The sequence below is a fragment of the Nocardia sp. NPDC052566 genome, assembly GCF_044547285.1.
Lineage (GTDB): Bacteria > Actinomycetota > Actinomycetes > Mycobacteriales > Mycobacteriaceae > Nocardia.
Window position 1 is genome coordinate 594,060 of sequence record NZ_JBIUAF010000004.1, and the last position, 24,534, is coordinate 618,593.

The following is a 24,534-nucleotide window of genomic DNA, read 5'->3' on the forward strand; positions in this document are numbered from 1 at the left end:
CCACCAGACACGTTTTCGTCACAGTGACGATTCTCTCGAGGGAAGCACTTGGCGCGCCTCTGAATTCGCGACAGCTCATATGAGACTCCTTGCGCGCGGATGCCACTCGACGGTCAGCTCGTCGAGCGACATCATGTCTACTTCGGCTTATCCAGTGCAGATGCCGCAAATCCTAGCATCAAAAACAGCCATCTACCTCTGTATTACCCTTGGTTGCGCCCGATAATTGCTCTTACCGGGCGTATACACAATAAGCTCTAGTGCGCCTACTACCTGCGTTGATACGTCTCGACGAATCTGGCCAAGTGAGAGTTCCCGCCTCAGTGCGATTCGTCATCCCGATGTCAGTGCACTGACCTGCGGATTCGTCACTGAATGTCAGCAGTCCTCGTCACCCGAATGTCAGTAGAAGGATCGCGGTGACCTGCGGATTTCGAAGCAGGAGCGGCACGCACGGGATTCGTCAGTGCAGATGTCAGTATGGTGCCGAATGGCGACCTGGCCCCGTAACGCTAACCGCCGATAAGAGCAACTTCTGGGTGGTTACCGGGGCCGAGGGCTCTCATGGCGAAACCCCGGCGATGCCGGTCCGCTTGAGGACGGCCGGTGAATCGGGCGGGGCTTCGGTCGCTGAGCCTACTCGGCGTAGGGCACGGCGAAGCCACTCCGTCCGCGCATCCATTGCTCAATTCCGTCACGATGTGAGGCCGCCGCGTTCGTCGAAACGGAGCTCGAAGGGAGCCGACCGGCGCGCGCCAGCGCCGCGAGCTCTCCCCGATCTCCGCAAGACAGGGACTTCCTGCTCGGTGGACGGTCGCCGGTCCGGATTGGATGGTACGGTGCTCGGGCAATCGTCGAGGGTGCGCGCATAGCGCAGATCGGCGTCGGTGTCGGAGCTGTAGCCGCGGCCAGTCATTCCGAGGTTGCTCGTCGGCGACGATCTGACGTCGCCGCCCACTTCGACAAGAGGCAATCAGCGATATGACAACCGACCCGAGCCGCAGCGCGCACATCCGCAAGCGCGCCGGAAAGAACTTCGGCAACGGCACCTACAGCCACCGCCATCGCGTCCAGTTCGCGGAAACCTACCGAGACCCCATGGGCGAGACACTGTGTGGCGCTCCTAGCACCACGACAGACGCAAGTTGGGCAGAAACCCGTTATCCCCGAGCTCGCTCCGGCGTCGATTGCGCACGGTGTGTCGAACTTCGCCTCACGGACCCCAAAGTCGTCCCGGACCGTTCTTGAGTTCGACTGTCATCGAGATGTCGTCCGCGACTGACGTCCCTCGACTGACCCTCGAACGAACAGCGGCGGCGCTCGGCCGATCGCCATGCGGACCGGGGTAGATCGCTCGGTGCGCACGGCGAATCGGTTCCGTCAGTGGAACCAGCTCGGTGGGAGGAAGCATGGAGAGGCGGGGGACTGCCGCGCGTTCTAGCGTTGCGACACGCCACATGCTCTTGGTGCTTTGGGTCGATGGGTGCTGTCAGGCTGAACTGCATGAACGATGCGTTGACATTGGCGGCGTACTCCGCCATCACCGAGGCGGTCAACACGGCGGCCGCCGAGATGGTCGGCCACCGCCTGCCGGGGGTGATGTGGATGTGGAACTGCTATGGCGTGGGAACCGAGGACGGTGTGACCCCGGAGTTCATCGGCATGGTGGACGCCGAGGCGGGCAGCCGCGCCGAAGCCGCGTTGCTCGTGTGGGCCGATGCGGTGGGCATGGCCGAAGCCACCACAGCCAAGGAACGGCGAGAGGGCCGCACCGCCTACACCGGCGTTCTCACCGGATCACGAATCCGGTTGACCGCCAATATCACTCGCGCAGCCGGGGACCCGGGCGCGCTGATCGCAATCGCCTGAACGCGCGCAGACTCTGCCGGACAGCAGAGAACCCAGGCGGACGGCCTGCCCGTTTCCCCCTTTCCATGCGGTGCTGACTGTGACTACCGCTGGCAGCAGTACCGCAAGTCCTCCCATCTCTTCTGGCAATCGTCGAAGGGTCCCCGACGCGCGGCTCGCCGAGCGGCATGAATACCGCAGCTCGGCGTGCGCGCCCGCACCGATGCGGGCAATGCGGCGCGCCGCTGCCGCAGGGCGCTCACCGTAGCCGCCGCTATTGCAGCGCGAAGTGCCGCTCGCGCGCCTGGTGGGATCGCAAGCGCCACGAACGGCGCGTCACCGAACTTCATCGCCTTCGGTGGGGAGGAATACCGCCGCTGGCTCTCTGGCGGCCAACCGGCGCGGCCGCGGAAGACTTGCCCGCTGTGCGGCAAGTCCTGGCCCGCCGCGATCACCCGCGCCGACGCCGTCTTCTGCGGGGCGGCGTAAGAAGGCGGCCAAAGCCCGTCGTGCCGCCCGCGATAGCGCTCGCTAGCCGGGTCCGCGGACCCGGCTTCACTCGACGCTATCGCCGAGCCGCCCCGTGCAAAGCCGCGGATCCCGAGCCTGGCCTGGCCCTTACCCCCGTTCAGGACCAGCCACTGCAGGTGAGCCCGCCGGTCCCCAGATCCGCACTGCCTCCGATACCCTCAGCTGTTGAACCTCCGAGGAATTCTGCTGCGAGCAATACAGCGCCTCATGTGTCCCGAGCATCTCCGCGAAGTCTTCCTTGTAGATGATGCGCTGGCGAAATCCCAACGCGCGCAGTTCCGCCAGCACCCGGCTGACGTCCGCGAGGTCGCGGTGGTCGCCGGTGTAGACACGGATCAGGTTGCCGCAGGTACGGGCTTCGGACTTGGGGCCGAGCTGACCGGCGAGAGTTGCCTCAGCGATGAGCTGCCAGGCGTAGGACAGCACCGCCGGCTCGGGAAACAGCAACCACTTGCCACCCCAGCTGCCGTAGCGGCCCTCGGGTTGCCAGACCGACAACCATCGCCGATCAGGAAGAAGCCGACCAGGTCCAACAAGCCCGTTGGTATCAGCCATAAGCCCCACCGTAACGCGGCATTACGGCGCAGACCGTCACCCGGGCAACCGAGCAGCCATCCGATCGGCGCATGTCTCCAGCACGGCGAGCGCATCCAGCGCCGCGAGCATCCGCGGCGACCCCGCCCGGTGCTTGACTAGGGCGCGGGCGGGGCTTCGCGCGTGGATCGTCACAATCCGAGACGATCCGGACGGTGACAATACCCGCCTGCGTGCGGGGTAGATACGCGGGAATACTGACGGACAGCCTCTAAGCGATGACCAGCTCGGCATATACCTCGGCCAGTTGGCCATCAGCCGGGCGTGCCGCCCGAACGCGATTGACCTCCTCGGCCAGCGCCGCGCACGCGTCGGTCACGAAGTTGAGAGAGGCGCTGCGCCTCAGCACCACGACGGAAGTCGAATTCGTCATTGTCGCCCTCTCGGTTCAGGTTTCGCGCTTCTTGCGCTGGTGATACTTCAGAAGGCTGTCGACCGCTTGGGGTCTCACGCCGATCAGGTGCGCCAGCCAGGAGGTTCCGCGCCCGAACCGGGTGTGCAGTTTCTGTCCGGCGTCGCGACGGCGGGCTCGGGCGGCGGCGAGCTCGGCATCGAGTCGTTTGGCATCGGCGTGCGCTGCTTTGAACGCGGCCACCAACTCGTCCTCGGTTTCGCCCTCGTCCACGCCACCTCGCTCTACCTGCTCGCCACGTACCTGTGCCTGCGGACCGGCCCGTAGCACGCATGGATTATCTCCGATCCGCGCCGGCAACCGCGATCGGACGTGCCCACTTAAGCGCCGTCGACCCTCGACGGACGTCCGATCCACCGCACGGCGGTCGATGGCACCGGCGGCGGGTTCTTCGGGCTGCGGTGCAGCATCGCTCATCTCGTCTCCTCAACCAGCAGAGTTTCAAGACAGTCTTGAGTATGTCGGATCGAGGGTATATCGTCGACTCTAAGCTTTTCAAGACAGTCTTGAAACTCTGCCGGGAGGTATTCGATGGACTCCACCACCGTTCGATGTGCCTTGTGCGACAACGAAACCCGTTTCCACAACAGCAACATCTACGACAAGCACGACACCACGCAGGGCGAGCACTGCCGCGCCAGCGACGGCACGCGCTCCGAAGCCATCCGGATGCGCCGCGAATTCCGCAGCACCGATGACCCGAACGCCCGGCTCGATGTGCATGACAACTCCGACTCCATCGGCATCCGAACCCTGCTGACCGGCACCGATTTCACCCTCGACAGCTGGATTCACCTCGACGGCCCCGACGTGCGGCGTCTCATCGCCGAACTGATGAGCATCGCCGACGAACGGGGAATGTGATGACACCGACGAGCGAGACGAACCAGAACGGCTGGTGCCTGCGGTGCGGGTATTCCTACGACGACTCCTTCACACCGGGTTGCGAATGCGCCGGCGACCCTCCGATCGGCTACTACGACAACCCGCTCGACCCCGCCCACCGCAAGCATCTGGGGCGGGTCATAAGAATGCGATGCAAGCCGAAGGGCGACACCCGGATCGCCGAAGCCGAGTTCCGCGCCAAAGCGCCCCGACACCTCTCCGGCATCGAAGTCCTGGAGATCACTCGATTCGACGGCGGCAGCTTCGACACGCACACCTACGCCCACGCTGCTGTGCTCACCCGTCGCGGCGAGAACTACAGCACCCACCTGCTGATCTACCGGGACGACCACGCCGACTTCCTGCTTGAGCGAGGCCATTACGACTACCTCACCCGCTCTGCCGCCGAGGATGACGCCCGCCGCCGAAACTTGTGACGAACCAACGCGGTCAGCCTGGCAACACGCCGGGCTGGCCCGACCCCAACCCGGCGTCTCTCTCAGATCCGGAACAACGACGTCGATCACCAATCCTAATATCTACCAGTCCTTTTGAATCGATGGGAAACAAGCTCATGCAGAACCTCCCGGCGGCCGTGGAGCCGACTGCCGACCCTCTCGACGCTCGCCCTGGCGACATCGTGATGCTGTTCCGTTTGCAGGAGGGCGGCACCGCTTCACCGCTCGGGGCCCAGTACGCGATCCTGGCGGCGTTACGTCAGGCCGGGCTGCTGCCTGCAGACGAATCCGTCGAAACCACCGAAGCCGAAGACATCGCCGACTTCATCCGACACGGAAGCCTCCATCGGCCCATCGTGCGCCGCTTCGGACGCCTCGAAGGCTGGCACTGAAATGCACTGCGCCAGTATCGACTCGAACATGCCCGCGCCCGCACCGCGTCTGTGCGGGTGCGGGTGCACGAAGCCCGCAACCGGCGAGTTCCGCCGGGGCCACGACCTGCGGGCACTGCGGGATCTGATCCGGCACAAGTTCGGTGGGTCGCTCCAAGCCTTGATCGACTATGTCATGGCCATGGCCGCGCAGCACGGCATCCCGGACCCCGTCACCGGTGAACTGAAACCCTGGCCACGGCGGTTGATCGACACTCTTCCCAACCCTCGAACTCTGATTGTGATTGGACGGAAAACACCATGACCGACATTCGATATGTCCAGGGAGATGCGACCGCTCCAGTCGGCCACGGGGTGAAGATCCTCGCCCACGTCTGCAATGACGGGGGCGGCTGGGGTCGCGGTTTCGTCGTCGCGCTCTCGCGGCGCTGGCGTGCACCGGAAGGCGCGTATCGCGCCTGGTACCGTGACCGCGCCAGCAACAATTTCCAGCTCGGCGCTGTCCAATTCGTACAGGTCGAGCCGGAGCTCTGGGTGGCCAACATGATCGGCCAGCACGGCATCCGCCGTGGCAACACCGGCACCCCACCCATCCGCTACGCCGCGATCGAGGCCAGCCTGAACACGGTGGCAGACAAGGCGATCGATCTACACGCGTCTGTCCACTTACCGCGTATTGGCACGGGCCTGGCCGGAGGGACCTGGTCCGAGATCGAGCCACTCCTCCACGCCCAGCTCATCAACCGAGGCATCGCGGTCACCATCTACGATCTCGCCTGATGCCGGGCAGCGATCTGGCAGAAAGGCCGTCGCCAAACACATCACTGACAAGCGGCTACTCAGTCGTGTTGCGTTGCTTCCCTGGCGAAGTCGCGGTACTCGCGGACCGCGAAGACCGCGAAACCCAGGCATGGAACCACCAGCAGCCAGTCGCGCAGGATTACAGCCATGACGGCACCCCATAGGGAGCAGTACGCTCGTAAGTTTGAGGAAATGCCCCCTCTGCAGGCCAGCTTGCAGAACCCCTCGAACCTTTGACCCCGGAACCCAGCAATCGCCTTCTATGTACGGCCAGGGCCATTCCAGACAGAACCGAAAGCGACTCCATCACGGACCGTCAATACCTGCCATCCGAGCTGACCGCCTCCTTCGTTCCGAACGGGACCGGGTACACCTCACGGTGTACCCGCATGTACGGCTGCCCCCCATTCATTATCGCTTACCGCGCCGAACGAGCCCTTGAGGATGGACATCCGGTCGCGCTACCCGACGGATACGATCTGTCGGTCCTACGCCGAATCAGCGCTGCCACCGGCTCATACGATCAGTCGGTCCACTTTTCCAACCGCCAGGCGCGCGAACTGGCCCTGATCGGCCGCTACCTCCTCGACGCCGACACCAGTGGCACGCTCCCGCTGGAGCCTGCGGATCGCGAACTCGTCGGGTTGCTTGTCGATCTCGTCGGTGAACTGCCGCAGCGTTCGCCGGTGGGCCCGGACCTCACACAGTGACTGAAGGCCCGCTGACATTTCGCGCAGCAGCCGGTCCATGGCGGCGCGGATTCGGTTCTCGTTCTGAACTCGCTGCGCGGCAGTGATTCTCATGCCTGGTGTTCCTGCGCGATGGTTTGGGTGGCGGTGTCGATGCTGGCGATGACCCGGACGGCGCGGTCGTAGTCGACTTGCAGCCGGGTGCGCTCGGTGGTTCGGGTTTTGCCGAGTTGGCCGAGGAAGGTCTTGGTGCGTTCGGCGTGCTCGGCCCAGACGGGGAAGTGGTGGTGGGTGGCTTGCGGGCAGCTCGCGGAGTCACACATTCCGATCATGGGGCGATCCACGGTCGGGGTGCCGGCCCACACCTCAAGCGTGCCGAGATCGGCATTTGGCAGAACGAGCGAAGTTAGCGTTACTCACGTGGCGCGCTGCGCCATTCGTCCTCGGTACCGCGTCGTGGCGCTACGTCGCCGCGGTCGATGCGGTCGAGCGCGGCGGTGAGCAGTTCGGCCGGACCCACCTCGAGCGCGTCCGCGATCGCGATGAGTTGGTGTATGGCGGCGGTGCGCTCGGCGCGCTCGATGCGCAGGTATACGTTCTTGGCGAGGTTCGCCCGTTGCCAGACGTCGCGCTGGACCAAGCCGAGTGCGTTTCGGCGTCGCAGGACTTCCGCGCCGAGCGCACGTCTGATCACGTCCTCGTCCGGTGTCACTGCTGGTCGTCACCCCCCGTTGTGCGTTCTCGGTTCACCCACGCCATTACCGGCTGCCCCAGACGCTGGCAAGCGCGGGCACGAGCACAGTTCCCTGTCAACTGCATCTGGTCAGTGCCAGCGCATTTGCACTCTAATGGCCCGAGCCAACTCGGTGTCGGCGGGCAGCTGTCGGTGCGCGGCGGCGTCGGTGCGCAGGATGTTGGCAAGCAGCACCGCGTCGGCGGCGTCGAATTTAGCGCCCGACACCGCATGTCGTGCCCGGTAGCGGGATGCGGCCAGTGGGTTGATCGGGTAGATCGCTCGTCCGGTCTCCCGCAGCGCCGCGACCCATAATCCGTGCTCGGTCTCGGTCGCGACCGGGATCGGATCCTCGGCCCGCGCACGGGCCCCGCTCACCTCGCTGAGCCGGGCCCATCGTGCGACTTGCTGTGCCACAAGCAGGCGGACGGACAGGTGCGGCACAATCCGCGCTGTGGCAGACGACGATTTCGGCTTCAACGAGTGGCCTTGGGCCGATGCGGCGCTTGCGAGCCAGAGCCTCGACCGACTCACCGATTCCGAGCGGGACGTGATTTCCGCATACGCGCACAATGCGTTCCAGGACGTCAACGATGCCTTATGGGGGCAGATCCCGATGACGACTGCACTGGAGCGCCGGATCAAGATTATTCGGTCAGGTCTGGCGAAATATCCTCTACCGCAAACGGTTCGCGTGACCCGCGAAGCCGAAGCCGCGGCGTACGGGCTCGTCGATGAGGAGTCGGCGGCCGCACTCATCGATGCCGAGTTCACCCACGACGGGTTTCTGTCGACCTCCGGCACACCCGTCCCGCCCCGGTCCCTGCGCCGACGCAACCCGGTGATCCTGGATCTGCTGGTGCCGACCGGCACGCCCGTACTGCGGCTGGGAGAACTGAGCCCAGTTCCCCGCGAGCGGGAGGTGCTCCTTATCGACGCCCGCCGGTACGTCGTACTCGGCGTGAGCCCGGACCGAACGGGTAAGATCTGGGTCATTCAGGCGATCGTCAAGGGAGGCGAGCAATGAGCGCATTGACGCAGGAACCATGGCGCGCGCGCAGGGTGCCGCTGACCCCGGAACAGATCGAGGCGAACCGCCGCGAAGCCGAGAAACTGCTGGGCCGCAAGCTGCCCTCACGTCCCGCTGCGACTGCCACCGGCACGCGCGAGCGGTAGAAACTTCTGCATCGCTGAATCCGACTCCATAGACCCCGATCGCGGGCCCGACGTTGCGACGTCGGGCCCGCAGTCGGTTGTCGGTGCCCCTGCGGGAACAGGCGTCGGCGCACGGGGGAGGTGTCACAACGAATCCATCAATCGACCCGATGAAGATTACCGGGGACAACAGGGCGAATCCTGTCCCATGAGACGTTAGATCAGGCTGTTGGACAGCGGGATTGGCTGGACGAGTCCCGCGCGACACCTGCACGGTGACGGTCAGAGGTGCGGCGCCGGTGCCGTGTCGGTGTAGACGGCTCGCTCTGGTGGTGTTTCGCAGTAGCACCACCCTGAGCAGGCCAAACACGGGCAATCGTGCAGGCACATATCGCACGTGATCTCGTCGCACAGCCTGCGTGCGTCACGGAGATTGGCGCGCATCGGATCCACATGGATGCGGTATCCGATCAGCGCGTGGATGAGTCCGTCCGCGCCGGCCGGTGCGACTTCTTGGGATGCCAGTGCGCTCACGCGGGTCGCGGGGCATTCGCGGCGTTCACGACAGCGCCTTCGTCGTGGCGATATCGGCGAGGCGGGCCAAGTGCGCGCCCATCCCGGGCAGCCCGGCCAACGGCGTGGTGACCTCGGTCCATACCTGGCGGACGAGCGCGGTGTAGGCGCTTCCGGCGAGCACGATCACGGGCCGGTGCAGCAACCCGTCGTCAGCGGCCTGGGCGCGCAGTCGGTCGGCGGTGATGGCATCGCGGGACGAGAGGCGGGTGTCGTACGGCTGGACTTCGCGGTCGAGTCCGAGCAGGCCGTGGCGAGCCGACAGGATGCGGATGTCGGAGTCCGCGGCGAGCGCGCGGGCCGCGCGCAGGCACATTCGCGCATACGAACCGGTGTAGAGGCTGCCCGCCGAGCAGGCGGCGGGGGCCTTGCGCGCCCCGCACGAGGAAATGACCAGCGGCGATGTGCTCATGACAAGAACCACCCTTCAGGCAGGACATCCAATAGGAACGTAATGTATATCCAACATATGAGTTCGGTATAGATTACATTTGGTGGGTGTCCTACAGTCCAGAGGTGCCGGAATCTGCCGATGACCGTGTCCTCGCCCGCCGCCGCGCATTCGGTCAGCGCCTTCGGGACCTGCGCAAGCAGGCGGGCCTGACGCAGGCGGCGATCGCGACCGCAACCGGCTTGTCGCGGCCGTACTACACCCAGGTCGAGCTCGGCAACGAGAACATCTCTCTGGACAATCAGTTCGCGCTCGCCGACGCTCTCGGTGTCGAGATCGGCGCGCTGTTCCCCGACCCGCAGCCCGCGACGGTGACACCCCCGCAGCCGAGCACTCAGCGCGACATTCTCTCGAAATCGCTGGCGGGCGCGCCCTATTCGGAGAACGCGCTCGCGGAGCTGATCGCGGGCGAAGCGATGCGGGAGCTGTCGGACTTCGCACGCGCGATGGTGCCCACCGGGCGCAGCCGCAGCGATGAGAACAGCCTCGCATCCGAGGCCGAAGACCTGCGCCGGCTGCTCTACTACGCCCAGGACGCGCTCGCCAAGAGCGTTGTCGCCATGTTCACCCGCGGCGCGACCTGGGAGCAGATCGCTGACATATTCGAGGTCGACCAGCAGACCGCGCAAACCGATTGGGGCTCAGCGGTTACGGAATTCGCGACCTACTACCGCGGGCAGGTGCGCCGGTTCGCTCTCGGTGGTCGTCCGCCGGGCGAAGAGTTCGGACCCGCCGAAGATCGGGTGGCACGGCTCGAGAAGTGGCTGGCGGAGCAGCGACGGCGGGGCGAGTACGACCCGGGCGTGCACGCTGTCGCCGAACGAGTGCGGCCGATGAGCATGCTGGTCGAGTCGATGTTCCTGTCCACGCTTCGTGATGCCGTGCGTGACGAATTCATCGGCCCGCCAGCGGAATTGATGCTGCAGATTACGCTGCGTGCCGCAGAACTGGATGAGGCGATCGCCGCGTGCGAGCGGACTTCAGACGCCAGCAAGTCCTGGGCGGCGGCCGCGCGTCACCGGGCCTACGCGCGCGAGCTGGCGGCAGAGCTGCCCGCTGAGACCGTCGCGCCCTATCTCGACCGACTCAATGCCACACCGGCGCTTCCGATTTGGCCGTTCGACCCCGACGGCCAGCCCAACCCTGCGTGGAAGGAATCCACCTCGTGAGTACCGCTGTCGATCTGTGCGTCGTCGATGCACACGGCGCCACCGTCCCCTACTTCCCCGATGTCGTCGGCCCAGCGATGCACGCCAGTGGCATGGCCTAGGGGAACGTCATCGGGCCGTCGAGCAGCTTGACCCTGCCGTAGCTCAGTAGGCGAACGAGCTCAAGCGGGCGTCTGGGTCGTTGGACCGGGCACCGTAGACGGCGGCGTGCCATTCGACGCTGAGTCGCTGCCAGGCCCTCCAGGCCGCATTGTCCAAGTCGACCGACCGCCCCTGGTCGGAGTCGATCCGGTCCAGCACGACCACGGTGTCCCCGGCCGGGGTCGACCCGGCGACGTCGGCGGCCGGTAGCAGGAACCCTTCCGCGTTGTAGAGCCGCGATGGGCGCTCGCCCGCTCCGGCCGGTGCCGTCGAGATGGCGAGCGTCAGAATCTGCACGACGGTCCGCCACGCGGACAGCGACGCGTCGTAGTCGTCGTGTTCGTCGACCTCGGACCAAACCTCGGCGAAATGGGCGATCTCCCGCTGTTCAGGTCCGCGCTGTGCGAGCGGGGTGGTTTCGGCCTGCGTGATCGTATCCAATGCGGCACGCAGCAGTGACAGCTGTGCTCTGGTCGCGGTCGCGATGTAGAGGCCCATGTGTTCAACGTCGGCATGGGTGAGCCCGATCTCGGTGCGTGCGGTGTCGCTGCCCACGTCGAAGCGCCAGTCGTGCAACACGATCGCTTCCAGCGCCGCCTGGAGCTCTGGAGCGACGAGTTGATCGGGCAGCCGCCACGGCTCCTCGCCGTCGGTGTCGTCGATGTCGTTTGCGTGGCGCAGGGCCGCGGCGAACTCGATGGCACGGCCGAGTTGGCCGGTCAGGTCGGGATGGTCGGGTACCAGCACTCGCATGGCCTCGGACATGATCGGGGACTTTCCTCTCACCGAGCGTGACTCCGTGTTCAATCTACGCGTCGCCGCGAACGCACATCATGGCCTTGGAGTCGACGACGTCGGCGAGGTTGTCGCTGGTCAGCAGCAGCGCGTCGGTAGTGACGATGTGCGCGCCCAGCAGCGCCCGAGGAAATGATCTGCCTACATGTCGTCGACGCCCGAACCCGCCGAAACGATTCTGCCGACCAGGCGCCAGAAGACGCGACCACCGGGAATGACCCCCAACTCAGAGCCGGCCCCGATACTCCAAGTAACCGATAGGGTGCTCCACGTGACCGATCGCCGCGATCCGGAGCCCCAGCCGTCGCTGCGTGTCGACGATGATCGGTTGATCATCCGCCGCCGCCGGGGCAGTCGCACGAAGTCCGCAGCGTCCATCCGGTACGAGATCTCTTCGGAGGCATACCATCCCGATGGCACGGTCGAGATCGAAACCAGTCCGGCCGTGTGGACTCTCGCGCACAAGGGCTACAGCGGTGGTGGCCGCCTCGATGTGTGGGTGTATCCCGACCGTGATATTGCCCTGCGCGAGGGCGCCCAGTTGGCCCTCGAATGCGGTCTCGACGAAGATCCCGCCAACGTGCTGCTGTTCAAGCGCAAGAAATCCGCCGAGATCCTCGAACGCTACGAACAGGAACGACCCGACCACATCCTCCGGGTCCAGGCATCATTCTTCGTCCTCGGTGAATGAAGACGCCGTTGAAGGTCATCCGCCGCGCCCGGACAGTCGGGTGAACACCGCAGGTCTCTGGTCGTTGTCGATCGGTAAGTAACCCTCCGCGCCCACAACCTGCGGGCGACACGAGCCTCATCGCGGCCGCCTGACGCCCGTTGGCGGCTATCGTCGCAGCTCATGAAGCTGCTTCGTGACGAGCCGCAGTGGAAGTTCACCGGCTTTCCGGGATTCGCGACCTCACACCTGCGGGTATGGCGCGCACTCAACGACGTCCTGGCAGCCATTGTCACCGAAGAGCTCGGCACCGGAACCGAACTGGTTGAAGGCTTCGAGCTGGTGCTCGCTGAGCTCGAAGCTGAGTACCTCGGTGAGACAATCGATTTCATCCACTGCGTACGACACAGGATCAACCGGTACGTCCCTGTGCGCTACTGGGACGAGTTCTACCGTGTTGTCCTCTACCCGGGTGGCCAGACGTCGATTTGGCTCATCGGCCCGCACGTCGTCGATCACCTCGACGCCCACGACACCTACTTCCCGGACCCACCGGACGGCTGGGTGAGTCCGGACGGCTGGGCGAATCTCACACCGTGCCTAACACCCGGCGACGAACGCCGAATGCCCGGATGCTGACCAGGCGCCGGATCACGGGCAGGGCTTGGCGTCGTCGGGGTTGAGGTGCGGTTGTTGACGATCGCTTCCCGCCATTCGAACGGCTGGTCAGCGATGGGTTGGCCGCCGTGGGAGGCCAGGCGTCGACGACCACCCGCCAAACGTACTTGCCGAGGGTCGCTTGTTGCACCGCAGAATCTCGGCGATCGGCTGATAGTTGCCGTGGAGATAGCTTCCGTCGGGCTCGCCGGTCACCTTCTCGATGGACAGGTTCTCCTCGTCAACTCTCGATCTCGCCGGGCATCGACCTAGTAGTCGGTGGACTGGTCGCGGGTCGAGACCCGTGCGTAGCCGTAGCGGGTCACTGCGAGTCTCCGGTGTCGCCGCCGAGTTCGCGGAAGTTGTGGCCTGACAGTTCGTTGAGCAGAGCCGTGTTCCCGGTGCTCATCGCGCAGCGCAATGCCATGCCCTGCAGCGCATCAGCGAGCTTGCTGAGGTCGGCCGGGGTGTATCCGTCGGGTTGCCACGACAGCGCAGTCATCCGCTCGCCGAGCAGTCGCAGTTGGCCAGCAGTGCGGAACGAGAAGCGACCGAGCTCGTCCACGCGCTCGTCATCGGACATGAAGGGTCTCCAATCGGCGAACAGCCCTCTCGGGATGATGATTCGAAGAATGAGTTTCGCAAACCGTTGTACCTGGGGCCTCCTGAGAAGCAATCGGGGCGCGTTGCCTACATGACTCGACAATCCGCCCACGAACGATGCGCGAAGACCACCGGGCTGACACCACAGAACCAGCCCGCCCCTGGACACCACCCGACAGCAGGACGACGCTGGAATGCGTGGAGCCCCAACAACTGCGCACCCTCATCGAGAAACTCACCACAGAATCCGGCGACCTCGCTGACGTGGCGCAGCTTGAGATCGCGCTGTGCTGGCCGGGCACGGACGCGGCCGTCGTGTGCGAGAAGCTGCTCCCCGATCTCGAGGCGGTCAGCCAGGACACCGGCGATCTGACCGTGTTCCAGGCGATCACTGCTCTGCCGGACCGCAGTGTGCCGTATCGGCTCGAGGAAATCGCTGGGCTCGTTGGCGCCGATGCCAGCACGGTGCGGCGCGTGCTGGCCTGGATGATCACCCAGCAGCTCGCCGAGCGTGAGACCAAGTAACATATTGGAGGCTTCCCTGTTGCCGGGAGCCGAGCCCAGCATTCGGCCTGCATCCGCCCAGGCACCAACCGGGCCAAGGCATCCCCTTCTCACGCAACGCAGGCGATGTCGGCAGGCCTCGCGGATTCCGGCTTGGACCCGAGAAACGGGCTTGACCTAAGCCTGTAGCGTGAGGTGGGTGGGTGAGGCAACTTCAATCGACCAGGCGGTGGGAGCCGTCGCGGAGGATCTACTCAACGCGTATCGGCTACAGGATCCGGAGGCGGTCAAGAAGGCGCTCACCGCGTCAGTGCTGCAAGGATTGGATCGACAACACCCCGGGTTTGGGAACATCCACTTGGCATTCGCGTTCGCACGACTCCTGAGCCGGGAATGTCCTGCCGACGCACGTGATGACCAGGGTGTTCCGCGCATGTCTCTGCTGGTTGGTGATGGGTTTGAACTGCCTGGTGGAACCGCCGCGCACATGGCTATAAGTAAAGAATTCGGGTTTCCCGCGTCGACGGCGGAGTCCAAGGCGTCCAACGCGCGTTTCGCCGAGGCGATTCCGCTCGCCCAGCAGTTCATGCGGGTCTGGACGTTGACCCCGCGCGCCGTGGCAGATTTCACCCACGCCCAATCCACCCGGTCCCCGGTGATGGTTGATGCTGTTTGGGGCGTGCTGTGGCGGGCGTGTACCGCAGTACGGTCCGAGCGCTACTGACATCGAATCGGGAATTCCTCAATGACCTCCTTGGGAGGGAACTCACTGGTGGCAGTAGCTTTTGTCACGGGGTGCCAATCGTCCTAGCACCGATTGGGTGTGGGCGGAACCCGAGGGACCGATCGTGCCTAGATGTGCACGCTGTTCGGGTCCGCGATCACCCGCAACTGTCGTAGGGCGCGTGCCCGGCCTGCGTGGAACCCGTTGGCGTGCACGGCTTCCACGCTGGCAAACAGGCCTTTAAGTCGGCCCGCGCAGGCGTTGTCGAACAGGGGCTGCTGGTGGGCTTGATGGTCGCTCCAGCCGTTGGGGAACATGGCGGATCCTTCGAGTGCCGCCGCGCAGATCTGGTCGGCAGTGAGTGTGCTGACATCGACGACCAATCCGCGGATTTCGAACTTCGCGCACATCTGTTCGCCGTCGATGCGCAGGCGGTGGCCGGTGAAGTCCTCCACTGCAATTGAGAAGTTGATGTCGTAGCGGTAGGGGCTGTCGTCCCACGACACGAATCCGACAGTGTCGATGGATCCGAAGTCAGCGATCAGACGCTCGATCAGGTTGGTGGCCAACGCCCATCCAGCTGACTTGCGCAGGTGGATGTTGTCGGCCGCTTCCCGACGCACGCCAGCGAGCTCGCTGGCGAGCTGAGCTCTAGGAAGCTCGGCCGACCGAAGTTCCTCGGCGTAGTGCCTAAGGAATGCCAGGTCGTCGAACTCTTCCCGCTTGTCGCCCCAGGATGCCCGCGTATGCGGTCGAGAGGCTGGTCGAATGGCGATCCCGAGGCGGGTTGCGACCAGATCACCGAGCTCCTCGACGGAGACGACCTCGCGTGTTGAGGATCCGACAACCGTCAGAGCTCGCTGGTAGGCGTCGGATCCCGCACGGTGTGCGTGAATCAATTCGAGGTTGTCAACGGCGAGCCGTTGGGCCTGGGTGATGTCGTCAGCGGTTGCCAGTACTTCGAATTGCGCCGACCCCGGATCGGTGAAGGCTGGGACCGGCTCCACGGCCCAGTGAAGGTTCGCTGCGGCGACGAAGGGAACCGGAACCAGGTCCTCACCTCTTGTCATCTTCACGTGCAGCTGGTGCGCGACCTCGTTGTTTACCCGATTAGGCTGGCGCGGATCGGGGCCGAATGTCACCAACTGTCGTTCGTGGGGCAGCTCCAGCGCCACAACAGCGTCGGGGGTTTCCTTGAGGTCGATGGTCACCTCGGCGCGCAGCACCCGCGCGAAACTGGGCTCACGGTCAGTGTGGAACATCGGAGTCTGTTCCTCCGTGACCGGCCCGAGCCACGGCAGCAATCCGTCTGGTCCGGTCAATCCGAACGCTGCCGACACCTGATAGGTGACCTGGTCACCCTCACGAGCGATCTGGTCAGCGAAGCCAAATCTGTTTCCGCCCATGCTCTCCGCGAGATGGTCCGCGCGCATCGCTACCAGTAGCCGGGCCGCTTTGAGCCGCAGAGATTCGTATTCGTCGTCGCTTGCCCACGCGAACTCACCAGACTCATCTGCCCGGGCGTCGTACTCCGCAGCGACGGATCGGTCCAGGTTGAATGTGCGCCAGATCCCGAGCTTCCCAGATGTGGTCGGGATGAGCTGCTCGCCGAATCGCTGCAGCAGTTGCTCGCGGGTGAGTCTGGCGCAAGTTGCGCCGTCCTGGCGGATCATCACAATTCCCTTGTTTCGGTTGGCCGGCAGGGGTGAGACTGCCTGGCGGCGGTCGATCTTCGCCGACACTACTGGCATGGCACCGATCTGTTGCAGGCTCCGACAATCCGGGGCCCCTGGTCGGCGACTGGTGACCGAAGGGCTCGAGGCGGCCCCCTCGCTGGCCGCTGATCGAAAAGAGAAGAGCCAGGTACACGCCGCGCTCAACCACCTCTACCCCGACCCGTATTCAGTGGTCGACCAGGACAAACACGCTCGCCTGCTCGACCGAATTGCGACAGAGGAATGCAGACCCGAAGCGACCCAGCAGGCAGCGGAAGCGCGACTGTGGACGCCACACCGGCTTTCCCTGTCGGCGGCATTCGACGGTGAGTTGGAAAGTGGCGGCGATGTGCTCGACGGTGCGTGCATGGTCAGTCCTCGCTGTTGACGTAGCGGTGAGCGACGAATTGAGCGTGGGTGTAGCCGCGGAACGCCGTCGGAGCGTCGGGCCGGTCCGATACGACGCTGAGGTGTCCGTCGGGCCAGACGGTGGTGATGCGGTGCTCGTATCCGCCGTACCAGACGGGGTCACCGAGCTTGAAGGCGTGATCGATGCTCATGGGCTGATCCTTGCTGCTGTAGTCGGTTCGGGTTGGGGATAGTGGTTCGGGTTGGGGATAGTGCGGAGAACGACATCGCTCTGCTCGGCCACAGTCCGGTGAGCCCGCATCAGACTCTGTCGGCTCGTCGACCAGCTCCGAACGTGCGCGGTCAAATCGTTGACGATGGGATCGACCTGCGTGAGTTGGAAAGCGATCAGCTCTCGGCAGGCTGTCCCGGTTCGGTGTAGTCCAACTCCTGGGTGACGTTGTCGCGGACAACGATCCGCCCGCCAGCCTTGTACTGCCGATGCAGTGTGCCTACCGGCAGCTGGCACGAGACCCCCATCCACCGCCAGGTCATCTCGTGCGCCAGGCCGTCGGCGACCGCGTCGCGCAGTACCCAGCCCGATACCCGCTGCAATTTCGCCAGGTAGTCGGCCCGGATCGCGGCAGCGTTGCCGCGACGGGCGACAGGGTCGGAGTGGATCGTCCCGAAGTCCGGGTCCAGTGTCGCCTCAGCTTTGTCGAGCAATTCGCGCATTCGGGTGAGCATGCGGCGGGTTTTCTCGACGCTGACGCAATCGCGATACTCTGTGTCGCTCATGGCTTCCCTGACGGTTTGTTCCGGAAGTGGAACACCAAGCCTATCTCGCGTTCCGGAAATGGAACAGCTTACGCACGGCCCACGATCGGCTTGCCACGCGTCATTCGCTGCGCCGCACAATCTCGATGATCGACTGAAAGTCACCACGATTCAGCCGATCCTGGAACTGCTCGATGGTGGCGTCGTAGAGGTAGCTTCCGTCCGGCTCTCCCTGCGCGAGAACACCTTCGTACCAGTCGATTACAGGCTTCAGTATGGCGCGGAGGGCTTCGATCTTCTGTTCGGGTGTGGTGGGGTGAGTCATGGTCGGGGTTGTCCTTTGTGGCAAGGTGGGCTTGGCATGTCAGGCCCGTGGGGGAGGCTCGACGGGGGTTTGGTCACCCCACGGGCCCGACATTTGCCATCGTCTCAGCCGCGTTCTCCGCTGTTGCAACGCCGACCAAGGCGCGACTTCCGTAACCCGCCAACATGTTTCGGCAAAGGCAACGCCAGCACTGTCAGTGGTTCTCGCGAGGGCTCTGCGCGGCTTCTCGGTGGCTTCCGCGGTTCTGCCGACGACGGTGCCGGGGCGGCTGGTTGTCGATCGCCCTGCCCTGACCTGCTCAGCGGTTGGGATCTTCGTCGCTAGTCTGGTCGGTGCCACCATGTAGCTGCTCAGGTCGGTTGATCACTTCGGCGAGATGAACCCATGTCGGGTCGCGGGGGTCGGCTGCCGCCTTCTCGTTGATTCGCCGGAAGGTCTTCTGTCGTGCTGCGACTACCTGCATGTGACACTCCTGCGTGTTTGCGCACACCCGTTCGTGGTCACGATCTGCCACGAAACACAGCACTCCGATCGCGGTGAGCTCCGGTCCGTACGCCTCGCAGTCCCACATCGTGTTTCTCCAGTTCGGGGGTGTGAACTCTTGCTGCCACGCTAGCTTGTGCTGGTGTCAGGCAGGGGCCCAACGTCTGCGCCCGTGGGCCGCGAGACGGTGATCATGGACGCGTGACTCCCTTCGGACAAAGTCGAGGTCGCCGAGTTCCTGGGCTGTTTCCGCTCAGTTCGCAGCACGCATGCACCCGCGATCGTCTCATTCGGAGTTGATGCCAACGAAGCCAGCCGGCCGACGCGGATGCAATTTGCTACAAGTAAGCTGATCCGGTGTCACTACCGGCGCTGATGCTGGCGTCCGCAGGCCAGCCGCCTGCGGACAATGACCCTCGCTGGTCGCTGGAATTCAAATGGGACGGCGCCCGCGGGCTCGTCGAGATAGTTGGTGGCTCGGTTCGGATCATGAGCCGTAACCGCAACGACCTCACCCGCAGCTTTCCTGACCTCGCCGTCGCCTTGTCCGAACAAGCCGCTGGCCGCGATATGGTGCTGGACTCGGAGATCGTTACGCCGGACCCGACCAGCGGGGCGCCTTCGTTTCGGCGCCTGCAGCGCCGCCTGCACACCGCCCGTCCCACTGCCGATCTACTGCGTTCCATACCTGCCCGCCTCCACGTGTTCGACCTTTTGCGCGTCGACGGCGAGGACGTGACAGAGTTGCCGCTGCGGGAGCGTCGGGCGATGCTAGATGCCCTCGACTTGTCGACACCGCCGATCGTGACTCCCCCCGCCTGGCAAGGGATTCCAGCGTCGCGGATGCTCGAAGTCGCCCAACAACACCAGCTTGAAGGCATAATAGCCAAGCGCTTGGACTCCGCCTATACCCCCGGCCGGTCCCGCATGTGGTTGAAGGTGGTGCTGACGCGCCGGACCGAAGTGATCATTTGCGGCTGGACACCCAGCCGGGCGAGCAGCAACCGTGGCATGTTCGCGTCGTTGCACTTGGCCGCCCACAACGATGTTGGTGAGCTTGAATGGTTGGGAAGTGTCGGCACCGGATTCAGCGACCTCGAACGCCGCGCGCTGCAATCTCGGCTGAACGCGCTGGCCACCCCGACCTGCCCACTTGTCCATCCGCCGCAGGCTCTGCCTCCTGGGGTGCGGTGGGTCCGCGCCGAGATCGTCGGTGAGGTCCGCTATCGGGAACGCAGTCCCGCTGCGCTGCGCCACCCGGTGTGGCTCGGATTGCGCAGTGACCGTGCTCCGAACGAGGTCAAACTACCGTCGAAATGAACCGCCCAGGCTTCGGTCCCGGCCGTCGCGACAACTTCCCTGCCCTGGCTTATGACTCAGGCACCGTCCGGCCTAGCGGTCATGGCCTGCTGGATTTGGTGGCTGTCGGCGAGAAGGCGCAGCAGGGGTGGCGCCCTGCCCCGACTCCACTCGCGGTAGCCTCAAATTCCAGGTACTCAGGGTGGCCAATTCTTCCGCGAGTGCGTCGAGATCGTGTCCGCACGCCGCTGCGCAGCTAGTGCTCGTTTGTCGGACCGGGAGCGTCGGTTGGATCGCCGCGCAGCAGGCCCAACACGCTGCGCGCGATCCCGGCATCGGTGCTTTCGCCACGTTCGTTCGCGAGCACTGTCTGCGCCCATCGGTTCAATCCGGCGATGTCTGGAGTGATCAGGATCGTCGTGGGGCAGATGCTTTCGAATGTATCGGTGATGGTGGCGTGCAGATGGTGCACGATGGCGCGGGTATGAGGATCAGCGTGGTGCAGTGGTGCCACCTTCACGTGCACGCGGCCGTCGACCACGTGCGCTTCGAGGTAAGGGCGGCTGAGGCGTCGCCCGATCGAGGTGAAAAGAATGTGGTCGATGCCGGGGTCGGAGCGAAGATAAGAGCGGAACGCGTTGGCGACACGCTCGGGGGTCACGGCGGCCGGGAATCCGCAGGATGGCCAGTCGCAACGGGCTTCCGCACGGGCGGTGCTGAGCCTGGTGCCAGGCGAATCACAGTGCAGGTCGAAGTACTTCTGCCCGGCGGGAGTGGCTTCTGTGTTGGGTCGTTGTTTGTCTGGCATGGAAACTCCAATCGGTGCAAGGCATTTGGCGATCAGAACGGGGTTGGCCGCATCCCTAGCTGGCGTTGACAGCTCAAGGCCGACCGGCTGTTGGTCCGCCGGGTGACATCTATCCGGCGACGACTGCGGTGGTGTCGAACCGGTCCAGCGGGCCTTCCTCGTCGTCGAGGTCGAGGCCCACACTGACCGCACCCTTGTGCGGTGGTGGTCTGACTACCAGCCGCCGCCGGAGAGTTGGGAGTTTTCGATCGTGATTTCGCCACTCTCTTCGCCCATGTACTCAATTTGACCGGAGATGACGTGCATGGTTGGTGGCGTTGTGAGGAATCTGATCGTGTCGGGATCGATCTCCGATGCCCTACCTCGTGCAAGGAGCTCGAGCAGGTCTTCCAAGTTCTCCATGGTCGCAGAGGGCTTAGTCGCGACGTGGATAGTGATCACCGCGCCTTCAGAGCTCACGCCGTAGCCGAAAACGTCCTCCACCAGCTCGGTCTCGCGTTCGTTCAGGGGAGGGTTAACAGTCAGTTCGCCGGTAAATTCTGCTATGCAGCCCATGGAGTCCATCCGTGTTCGTGAGTACTGTTTCTCGATGCCACGTTCACTCTCGTGCATGGGCCTGCCGACTGTTTCAGTCATAGATTCTGCCCAATCCGCCTACTGCGCAGAAGGCTTGGCGATGCGCTCGAACCTGGAGACTGAGATCGAACAACGCGCACGGCATACGCCTACCCCCACCCGAACCGAGAATCATCGCAGATTAACTCGACCACCGACCTTTCCCACCACGTGTACCTGCCCTCGAGTACCTGCAGTAAGGGCGGAAGCTGCGGGCCGTGTACCCGTCCGGATTCACCACAGCCGCGCGGGTGGACAAGGCGCCCGCCTTGAAGACACCGCAGGCCGAGCATGGCTACACCGATCCCGTGTGCGCTGTGCGGGTGCGCATACCTTACCTATCCGGGCACAGCCGCGGGGGCCAGTTGCGCGCAGGCTGTGCCGCGATCCTGACCGACGACACCAAGGCGGACATGCGCCGGCACCGCACGCGCTCTTGAACTCAGCGGTCACTGGCTGTCCAGTTCCCCCGCTGGCGGGCATCAGCTTCGACTGGTCGTCCATGATTTGGCGGCGTCGCCATACGGCCCGAATTCGTTGTCTTCGGGGTAGCGGGTCATCGCTTGTTCCAGCGGCTCCCCGTCGGAGTAGATCGTTGCCGGGGAGACTGCGGTGATGCGGGAGACGGCGCCGCGGCTCGCCAATGCTCAAGCATCACTTGGCAGGTCGCGCAGCTCCAGCAACTGATCCCGGTACCGGGTCAGTGCCATCCCTTCGAGGCCGAGCTCCTGCCAGCGCGAGCGATCAGCGCCTTCCGCGAGTCCGGGCAGTAACTGCCCTAACGTGTATTCGATTCGCTTGTCGCGCGGCCAGTTGAGTGTGATCAGTTGCGTAGCGAACGCGTTCGACAGGTTCTCACGTGTGATCGCTCTCATTTCGTCGAGCGATACACCGTAGTTCATGAGTTTGGTAGGAGGGCCGGATCTCAGCAGCTCTTGCACGTGCATCCTGTCCGTGATGCCTGCCTCGGCGATTCGGCGGGCGAGCGCAGTGCGCGCCGTCGGGTCTTCGGGGTTGAGATTGTCCAGGGCAGCAGCGACTTCGGTCGCTAGTCGACGGCGATCAGTGGTGTCACCGCGGTCGAGTGGAGCAACCTTGGGTGAAAGCCGCGCCTGCCAGCTGCCACGTTCACGCACGACTTGGGCCAGTGTCGGCAGTTCAGCCCGGTCCAGCTCATCAGCCACCGTTGCGAGCAGCTCGCCGCAGCCGCTGGTGAGGGCGACGTGCAAACGCTGGTCAAGGTCAGTCAGGTCGGTCATCGATCCCCCGTTTGCGGAGTTGGGCTTGCGATTCAGGCGTGATTTGCGTTGATTAGCAACGATTTTGAGCCATAAGACTAGGAAGAGACGAGTTCACGGGCCGATGCTCTCTGAACGCGGAACGACCAAGAACTCGGCGAGCTGCTCCGATACCTCTCGCTGCTTCGCTTCCCAGTCGTCCCACAGCCACGACGGCAGCCCAATGCCCGTGTTCTCGCCCCCGCGGTTGCGGATCATGTACGCGGCCTGTCGGATTCCGGCGACCTCGTTGGCGATCTCCCGGTCACCTGGCGCGAGGCTGTGGCAGTCGCGGGGGATGTACGTTGCACGCAGTCCGGCGTAGGCGTCGAGCATGTCCGCGAGCGCGCACTCGATCTGCTTGAGCGTTTTGTCATTCGCCATCAGTACCCGCCTTCTCCGTGGTCTTCTTACGCTCCATAGAACGCCGCGTGCAGGACGCCCATGATGCGCATTTCCAGCCCTCCGCAACGTAGATGAATTGGCGGATTCCACGACGGCCGCACCGATGGCAGACGCGAAATTCTGGTGTGCTCATTCTGTCCCGCCCTCGGTCGGAGTGTGCAGCACGGTCCACAGGAACGAAGCGGGCGGCAGATCGCGGATGCACTCACCGATCATGCCCTCGGCAAGCATGTACACGATGGTCATCGTCCCGACCAAGCAACCACCCATTCCGTGGTCAATTTGACCGACACCACAGCTTCGTGACCCTATCGGCGTTCCCGTGGGAAGAAGCGCCAGATCGGCTGGGGTCTCGATGACGCAGGCAGGTGGATGCCAGCCTGCGGCTAGCAAGGCGTCGGCGAGGTTTATCGCCGCGATCGGCCCTTCGACTGGGCCACGGTCGAATACGACGCGCACGATCGCGGCGAGCTGTTCACGGTCACTGCTCATCGCTGCACTTTCCGGCAAATCGTAGGTGCGGTCGGCGAACCCACTGACGTTGTCAGCGATTCGGCGAGGTTCGGCGATCTCATGCTGGTTCTCTTCGGCTCTGCAGGACCGTCGGTCGGACACGTCGAACATATGCCAGGCCGATCACCGTGTTTCAACCCAATTCCCGCCGCTGACGTGCGAATTCGCCGACACTTCTTGCAGCCTTCGGCAGCGACCGAACTGACCGGCGCTACTGGTCATACCGCCCGGCGCGCGAGCCCAGGTAGGTGAATCACGCTGTCGGTGCCGGTTACTCGACGGCGTCGAGTAACTCGGCCGAGTTCAGCAGGTTCGCGGCGCATATCCTGGCTTCCGCCTCCGTCAATTCCGCCGAGTATCGGTGGCGCAGCAGCAACTCCACATACGCGATGTCGTCGGCCCCGGCGGGCCCGACGGGCTGCACTTGCACCGGGAAATCGAACGGATCGTGTATGTCCACACCAAATTTCTCGCTGACCGCTCCGGGGGCAGCACCACACACATCTGCGGCCGCGATCACCGCCTCGGCGACTGCCCGTGCCTGGGCAGCGGTCAGCTCCACGTGCAGCTTCGTGGGCAGCACGAGGTCGATCATGCTGTCTCGGGACCCGGCGTGGTCGTATCCGAACAGCTGCACGAACATCACGGGCTCTGGTGGTCTGCGGGTGACCTCGCGGCTCAATGGAACCCGTTGAGCGACACCGTAGTGCGATCCGCCGTGTTCCGGCTCGGTCGGATCCGGATTGACATGGACATCGCACCACGACGGGCAGGCCAGAACGACGGTCATTGCGGGGTTCCCCCTTTACTTGTCCAGCTACGCGGTACACTTCCCACCCCAGATGAATCCTCACCCTCGTTCCACCAGAGCGGGTGAGCACACTCTAGCCACATCGTGGCATGCAGCGCTCACCGATGCCGCCGGAGTGGCGCGCTGGCCGCCCGCAGGTAGCTGTACAGCATCCGCGCCCGAAGCTCGTCGCTGTCGCCTTCATCGAGGGCCTGGGCAATCGGCTCGAGCGCCACGATCTCCGATCGGATCCGCCGGTAATCACCCAGCGCGCCGGACTCGCGCACCGCGCGCAGCTGATCCCACAACCCCAGCAGCTCATACTCGAAATCGCTCATCCCTCAGCTCCTTTCGACTCACGCCGATGCTATCGGGGCACCGGCCGCCGTCGTCG

34 protein-coding genes and 1 pseudogene are annotated in these 24,534 nt (G+C 64.4%); 14 read left to right on the forward strand and 21 right to left on the reverse strand.

The annotated features are described in order from the left end of the window. Positions 1–1,503 precede the first annotated feature (1,503 nt). Positions 1,504–1,869, forward strand: a complete 366-nt coding sequence (locus ACIG5A_RS22540; RefSeq protein WP_397242991.1) for a hypothetical protein — start codon at positions 1,504–1,506, stop codon at positions 1,867–1,869. 597 nt (positions 1,870–2,466) lie between these two features. Here ACIG5A_RS22540 and ACIG5A_RS22545 read toward each other — a convergent pair. The 3 genes from ACIG5A_RS22545 to ACIG5A_RS22555 form a co-directional block, all read right to left on the reverse strand. Further along, positions 2,467–2,934, reverse strand: coding sequence for a putative phosphothreonine lyase domain-containg protein (locus ACIG5A_RS22545; RefSeq protein WP_397242993.1), 468 nt, complete (start codon positions 2,932–2,934; stop codon positions 2,467–2,469). A gap of 250 nt (positions 2,935–3,184) precedes the next feature. Continuing rightward, complete coding sequence (locus ACIG5A_RS22550) at positions 3,185–3,346, reverse strand: hypothetical protein (RefSeq protein WP_397242995.1); 162 nt, start codon at positions 3,344–3,346, stop codon at positions 3,185–3,187. Positions 3,347–3,361: 15 nt separating this feature from the next. Then, positions 3,362–3,598, reverse strand: coding sequence for a LuxR family transcriptional regulator (locus ACIG5A_RS22555; RefSeq protein WP_397242997.1), 237 nt, complete (start codon positions 3,596–3,598; stop codon positions 3,362–3,364). Between the two features lie 318 nt (positions 3,599–3,916). Between ACIG5A_RS22555 and ACIG5A_RS22560 the strand changes: the two genes are divergently transcribed. The 4 genes from ACIG5A_RS22560 (at position 3,917) to ACIG5A_RS22575 (ending at position 5,900) form a co-directional block, all read left to right on the forward strand. Next, a complete protein-coding gene (locus ACIG5A_RS22560; protein ID WP_397242999.1) occupies positions 3,917–4,249 on the forward strand; it encodes a hypothetical protein in 333 nt (110 codons plus the stop codon). Then, complete coding sequence (locus ACIG5A_RS22565; RefSeq protein WP_397243001.1) at positions 4,249–4,707, forward strand: hypothetical protein; 459 nt, start codon at positions 4,249–4,251, stop codon at positions 4,705–4,707. The genes ACIG5A_RS22560 and ACIG5A_RS22565 overlap by 1 nt, the downstream gene beginning before the upstream one ends. A gap of 122 nt (positions 4,708–4,829) precedes the next feature. After that, positions 4,830–5,120, forward strand: coding sequence for a hypothetical protein (locus ACIG5A_RS22570; protein WP_397243003.1), 291 nt, complete (start codon positions 4,830–4,832; stop codon positions 5,118–5,120). A gap of 300 nt (positions 5,121–5,420) precedes the next feature. Next, positions 5,421–5,900, forward strand: coding sequence for a macro domain-containing protein (locus ACIG5A_RS22575; RefSeq protein ID WP_397243005.1), 480 nt, complete (start codon positions 5,421–5,423; stop codon positions 5,898–5,900). Positions 5,901–6,436: 536 nt separating this feature from the next. Here the strand turns inward: ACIG5A_RS22575 and ACIG5A_RS22580 are convergent. The 4 genes and pseudogenes from ACIG5A_RS22580 to ACIG5A_RS22595 all read right to left on the reverse strand — a co-directional run. Continuing rightward, complete coding sequence (locus ACIG5A_RS22580) at positions 6,437–6,670, reverse strand: hypothetical protein (protein WP_397243007.1); 234 nt, start codon at positions 6,668–6,670, stop codon at positions 6,437–6,439. Between the two features lie 50 nt (positions 6,671–6,720). Then, on the reverse strand, positions 6,721–6,942 hold the full coding sequence (locus tag ACIG5A_RS22585) for a hypothetical protein (protein WP_397243009.1): 222 nt from the start codon (positions 6,940–6,942) through the stop codon (positions 6,721–6,723). A gap of 80 nt (positions 6,943–7,022) precedes the next feature. Then, positions 7,023–7,304, reverse strand: a complete 282-nt coding sequence (locus tag ACIG5A_RS22590) for a helix-turn-helix domain-containing protein (protein WP_397243011.1) — start codon at positions 7,302–7,304, stop codon at positions 7,023–7,025. A gap of 138 nt (positions 7,305–7,442) precedes the next feature. Beyond that, a pseudogene (locus ACIG5A_RS22595) lies at positions 7,443–7,697 on the reverse strand (transposase); the annotation flags it as partial. A gap of 100 nt (positions 7,698–7,797) precedes the next feature. Between ACIG5A_RS22595 and ACIG5A_RS22600 the strand changes: the two are divergent. After that, positions 7,798–8,370, forward strand: a complete 573-nt coding sequence (locus ACIG5A_RS22600) for an ADP-ribosyltransferase (RefSeq protein ID WP_397243013.1) — start codon at positions 7,798–7,800, stop codon at positions 8,368–8,370. Beyond that, positions 8,367–8,519 carry a hypothetical protein gene (locus ACIG5A_RS22605; RefSeq protein ID WP_397243015.1) on the forward strand — a complete coding sequence of 51 codons (153 nt, stop codon included), beginning with the start codon at positions 8,367–8,369 and terminating at the stop codon, positions 8,517–8,519. The genes ACIG5A_RS22600 and ACIG5A_RS22605 overlap by 4 nt, the downstream gene beginning before the upstream one ends. Before the next feature lie 538 nt (positions 8,520–9,057). Here the strand turns inward: ACIG5A_RS22605 and ACIG5A_RS22610 are convergent. After that, positions 9,058–9,483: a DUF6884 domain-containing protein gene (locus ACIG5A_RS22610; protein ID WP_397243017.1), complete on the reverse strand. Its 426-nt coding sequence runs from the start codon at positions 9,481–9,483 to the stop codon at positions 9,058–9,060. 86 nt (positions 9,484–9,569) lie between these two features. Here ACIG5A_RS22610 and ACIG5A_RS22615 point away from each other — a divergent pair, with 86 nt between their 5' ends. Further along, positions 9,570–10,691, forward strand: coding sequence for a helix-turn-helix domain-containing protein (locus tag ACIG5A_RS22615; protein ID WP_397243019.1), 1,122 nt, complete (start codon positions 9,570–9,572; stop codon positions 10,689–10,691). 144 nt (positions 10,692–10,835) lie between these two features. On the opposite strand, the gene ACIG5A_RS22620 is transcribed toward ACIG5A_RS22615, so the two are convergent. Next, complete coding sequence (locus ACIG5A_RS22620; protein WP_397243022.1) at positions 10,836–11,597, reverse strand: hypothetical protein; 762 nt, start codon at positions 11,595–11,597, stop codon at positions 10,836–10,838. Between the two features lie 301 nt (positions 11,598–11,898). On the opposite strand from ACIG5A_RS22620, the gene ACIG5A_RS22625 reads away from it, so the two are divergent. After that, positions 11,899–12,318 carry a hypothetical protein gene (locus tag ACIG5A_RS22625; RefSeq protein WP_397243024.1) on the forward strand — a complete coding sequence of 140 codons (420 nt, stop codon included), beginning with the start codon at positions 11,899–11,901 and terminating at the stop codon, positions 12,316–12,318. Between the two features lie 162 nt (positions 12,319–12,480). Then, positions 12,481–12,936 (forward strand): hypothetical protein, encoded by a 456-nt coding sequence (locus ACIG5A_RS22630; protein WP_397243026.1) that lies wholly within the window; start codon positions 12,481–12,483, stop codon positions 12,934–12,936. Between the two features lie 340 nt (positions 12,937–13,276). On the opposite strand, the gene ACIG5A_RS22635 is transcribed toward ACIG5A_RS22630, so the two are convergent. Then, on the reverse strand, positions 13,277–13,537 hold the full coding sequence (locus tag ACIG5A_RS22635; protein WP_397243028.1) for a hypothetical protein: 261 nt from the start codon (positions 13,535–13,537) through the stop codon (positions 13,277–13,279). 137 nt (positions 13,538–13,674) lie between these two features. Here ACIG5A_RS22635 and ACIG5A_RS22640 point away from each other — a divergent pair, with 137 nt between their 5' ends. Both ACIG5A_RS22640 and ACIG5A_RS22645 read left to right on the forward strand, forming a co-directional pair. Next, a complete protein-coding gene (locus ACIG5A_RS22640) occupies positions 13,675–14,082 on the forward strand; it encodes a hypothetical protein (protein WP_397243030.1) in 408 nt (135 codons plus the stop codon). A gap of 178 nt (positions 14,083–14,260) precedes the next feature. Next, positions 14,261–14,785, forward strand: coding sequence for a hypothetical protein (locus ACIG5A_RS22645; protein WP_397243032.1), 525 nt, complete (start codon positions 14,261–14,263; stop codon positions 14,783–14,785). A gap of 128 nt (positions 14,786–14,913) precedes the next feature. Here the strand turns inward: ACIG5A_RS22645 and ACIG5A_RS22650 are convergent, their stop codons facing one another. Continuing rightward, entirely contained in the window at positions 14,914–16,527 is a 1,614-nt protein-coding gene (locus ACIG5A_RS22650; protein WP_397243034.1) for a hypothetical protein, read from the reverse strand. A gap of 61 nt (positions 16,528–16,588) precedes the next feature. Between ACIG5A_RS22650 and ACIG5A_RS22655 the strand changes: the two genes are divergently transcribed. Beyond that, positions 16,589–16,888, forward strand: coding sequence for a hypothetical protein (locus ACIG5A_RS22655; RefSeq protein ID WP_397243036.1), 300 nt, complete (start codon positions 16,589–16,591; stop codon positions 16,886–16,888). Here ACIG5A_RS22655 and ACIG5A_RS22660 read toward each other — a convergent pair. The 3 genes from ACIG5A_RS22660 to ACIG5A_RS22670 all read right to left on the reverse strand — a co-directional run bounded on the left by ACIG5A_RS22660 (position 16,872) and on the right by ACIG5A_RS22670 (position 17,950). Continuing rightward, positions 16,872–17,060, reverse strand: coding sequence for a hypothetical protein (locus ACIG5A_RS22660; protein WP_397243038.1), 189 nt, complete (start codon positions 17,058–17,060; stop codon positions 16,872–16,874). The genes ACIG5A_RS22655 and ACIG5A_RS22660 overlap by 17 nt on opposite strands. Positions 17,061–17,256: 196 nt before the next feature. After that, positions 17,257–17,646 (reverse strand): hypothetical protein, encoded by a 390-nt coding sequence (locus ACIG5A_RS22665; RefSeq protein WP_397243040.1) that lies wholly within the window; start codon positions 17,644–17,646, stop codon positions 17,257–17,259. A 100-nt stretch (positions 17,647–17,746) separates the two neighbouring features. Then, positions 17,747–17,950, reverse strand: a complete 204-nt coding sequence (locus ACIG5A_RS22670) for a hypothetical protein (RefSeq protein ID WP_397243042.1) — start codon at positions 17,948–17,950, stop codon at positions 17,747–17,749. An 840-nt stretch (positions 17,951–18,790) separates the two neighbouring features. Here ACIG5A_RS22670 and ACIG5A_RS22675 point away from each other — a divergent pair. Further along, positions 18,791–19,753 (forward strand): ATP-dependent DNA ligase, encoded by a 963-nt coding sequence (locus tag ACIG5A_RS22675; RefSeq protein WP_397243044.1) that lies wholly within the window; start codon positions 18,791–18,793, stop codon positions 19,751–19,753. 235 nt (positions 19,754–19,988) lie between these two features. On the opposite strand, the gene ACIG5A_RS22680 is transcribed toward ACIG5A_RS22675, so the two are convergent. The 7 genes from ACIG5A_RS22680 to ACIG5A_RS22710 form a co-directional block, all read right to left on the reverse strand. After that, complete coding sequence (locus ACIG5A_RS22680) at positions 19,989–20,393, reverse strand: hypothetical protein (RefSeq protein WP_397243046.1); 405 nt, start codon at positions 20,391–20,393, stop codon at positions 19,989–19,991. Between the two features lie 360 nt (positions 20,394–20,753). After that, positions 20,754–21,176: a hypothetical protein gene (locus ACIG5A_RS22685; RefSeq protein ID WP_397243048.1), complete on the reverse strand. Its 423-nt coding sequence runs from the start codon at positions 21,174–21,176 to the stop codon at positions 20,754–20,756. A 626-nt stretch (positions 21,177–21,802) separates the two neighbouring features. After that, positions 21,803–22,414: a hypothetical protein gene (locus tag ACIG5A_RS22690; RefSeq protein WP_397243050.1), complete on the reverse strand. Its 612-nt coding sequence runs from the start codon at positions 22,412–22,414 to the stop codon at positions 21,803–21,805. A gap of 93 nt (positions 22,415–22,507) precedes the next feature. Further along, positions 22,508–22,816, reverse strand: a complete 309-nt coding sequence (locus ACIG5A_RS22695) for a hypothetical protein (protein WP_397243052.1) — start codon at positions 22,814–22,816, stop codon at positions 22,508–22,510. Between the two features lie 150 nt (positions 22,817–22,966). Beyond that, positions 22,967–23,461, reverse strand: coding sequence for a hypothetical protein (locus ACIG5A_RS22700; protein WP_397243054.1), 495 nt, complete (start codon positions 23,459–23,461; stop codon positions 22,967–22,969). Between the two features lie 160 nt (positions 23,462–23,621). Beyond that, entirely contained in the window at positions 23,622–24,140 is a 519-nt protein-coding gene (locus ACIG5A_RS22705) for a DUF6907 domain-containing protein (protein WP_397243056.1), read from the reverse strand. 119 nt (positions 24,141–24,259) lie between these two features. Beyond that, positions 24,260–24,478 (reverse strand): hypothetical protein, encoded by a 219-nt coding sequence (locus tag ACIG5A_RS22710; RefSeq protein WP_397243058.1) that lies wholly within the window; start codon positions 24,476–24,478, stop codon positions 24,260–24,262. Positions 24,479–24,534: the final 56 nt, after the last annotated feature.